Below are 2,406 nucleotides of genomic sequence, written 5' to 3' on the forward strand. Positions count from 1 at the left end.
GAGTTACGGTGTCGTGCAAGGTTAAGCTGAAGAGGCGGAGCCGCAGCGAAAGCGAGTCTGAACAGGGCGAAACAGTACGGCGCCGTAGACCCGAAACCGGGTGATCTACCCATGTCCAGGGTGAAGGTCGGGTAACACCGACTGGAGGCCCGAACCCACGCAAGTTGAAAATTGCGGGGATGAGGTGTGGGTAGGGGTGAAATGCCAATCGAACTCGGAAATAGCTGGTTCTCCCCGAAATAGCTTTAGGGCTAGCCTCGAGGGGTGAGTGTTGGAGGTAGAGCACTGATTGGACGAGGGGTCCCCACAGGATTACCGAATTCAGTCAAACTCCGAATGCCAATCACTTGGACCTCGGGAGTCAGACTGCGAGTGCTAAGATCCGTAGTCAAGAGGGAAACAGCCCAGACCATCAGCTAAGGTCCCCAAGTATACGTTAAGTGGAAAAGGATGTGGAGTTGCCCAGACAACCAGGATGTTGGCTTAGAAGCAGCCATCATTGAAAGAGTGCGTAATAGCTCACTGGTCGAGTGACTCTGCGCCGAAAATGTACCGGGGCTAAACGTATCACCGAAGCTATGGCAATCTCCTTCGGAGATTGGGTAGGGGAGCGTTCCAAGGCCGGCGAAGCGAGATCGTGAGGACTCGTGGAGGGCTTGGAAGTGAGAATGCNTTATGGCAATCTCCTTCGGAGATTGGGTAGGGGAGCGTTCCAAGGTCGGCGAAGCGAGATCGTGAGGACTCGTGGAGGGCTTGGAAGTGAGAATGCCGGTATGAGTAGCGAAAAGAGGGGTGAGAATCCCCTCCGTCGAAAGCCCAAGGGTTCCTGAGGAAGGCTCGTCCGCTCAGGGTCAGTCGGGACCTAAGCCGAGGCCGAAAGGCGTAGGCGATGGACAACAGGTTGATAGTCCTGTACCACCTCGTGATCGTTTGAACGATGGGGGGACGCAGAAAGGTAGGGTGAGCGCGCCGCTGGCTGTGCGCGTTGAAGCAGGTAGGCTGGAACGTAGGCAAATCCGCGTTCCGTGAGGCTGAGCTGTGACCATGAAGGACCTTCGGGTCCGAAATCCCTGATCCTCCGCTGCCAAGAAAAGCCTCTAGTGAGATCACAGGTGCCCGTACCGCAAACCGACACAGGTAGGCGAGAAGAGAATTCTAAGACGCTCGGGAGAACTCTCGTTAAGGAACTCGGCAAAATGACCCCGTAACTTCGGGAGAAGGGGTGCTCTAGTAGGGTGCATAGCCCGAGAGAGCCGCAGTGAAAAGATCCAAGCGACTGTTTAGCAAAAACACAGGTCTCTGCGAAGCCGCAAGGCGAAGTATAGGGGCTGACACCTGCCCGGTGCTGGAAGGTTAAGAGGAGGGGTTATCCCTTCGGGGAGAAGCTCTGAATTGAAGCCCCAGTAAACGGCGGCCGTAACTATAACGGTCCTAAGGTAGCGAAATTCCTTGTCGGGTAAGTTCCGACCCGCACGAATGGTGCAACGACTTGGATACTGTCTCAACGAGAGACCCGGTGAAATTATAGTACCTGTGAAGATGCAGGTTACCCGCGACAGGACGGAAAGACCCCATGGAGCTTTACTGTAGCTTGATAGTGAGTGTTGGTATCGTTTGTACAGGATAGGTAGGAGCCGTGGAAGCCGGAGCGCTAGCTTCGGTGGAGGCGTCGGTGGGATACTACCCTGACGGTGCGGACATTCTAACCTCGACCCGTGATCCGGGTCAGGGACAGTGTCAGGTGGGCAGTTTGACTGGGGCGGTCGCCTCCTAAACAGTAACGGAGGCGCCCAAAGGTTCCCTCAGAATGGTTGGAAATCATTCGAAGAGTGCAAAGGCAGAAGGGAGCTTGACTGCGAGACCTACAAGTCGAGCAGGGACGAAAGTCGGGCTTAGTGATCCGGCGGTGCCGTATGGAAGGGCCGTCGCTCAACGGATAAAAGCTACCCTGGGGATAACAGGCTTATCTCCCCCAAGAGTCCACATCGACGGGGAGGTTTGGCACCTCGATGTCGGCTCGTCGCATCCTGGGGCTGAAGTAGGTCCCAAGGGTTGGGCTGTTCGCCCATTAAAGCGGCACGCGAGCTGGGTTCAGAACGTCGTGAGACAGTTCGGTCCCTATCCGTCGCGGGCGTAGGAAATTTGAGAGGAGCTGTCCTTAGTACGAGAGGACCGGGATGGACATACCGCTGGTGTACCAGTTGTTCCGCCAGGAGCATCGCTGGGTAGCTACGTATGGTCGGGATAAGTGCTGAAAGCATCTAAGCATGAAGCCCCCCTCAAGATGAGATTTCCCATGGCGTAAGCCAGTAAGACCCCTCAGAGATGATGAGGTAGATAGGTCTGGAGTGGACGCGTGGCGACACGTGGAGCGGACAGATACTAATCGGTCGAGGGCTTATCCTC

The 2,406-nt window shown here is 55.8% G+C and carries 1 rRNA gene; it reads left to right on the forward strand.

Annotated elements, in window-relative coordinates:
* Window positions 1–2,406, forward strand: a 23S ribosomal RNA gene (locus tag AVZ68_RS19745); the annotation flags it as partial.

Source organism: Shouchella shacheensis, from assembly GCF_001484965.1.
GTDB lineage: Bacteria > Bacillota > Bacilli > Bacillales > Bacillaceae_D > Shouchella > Shouchella shacheensis.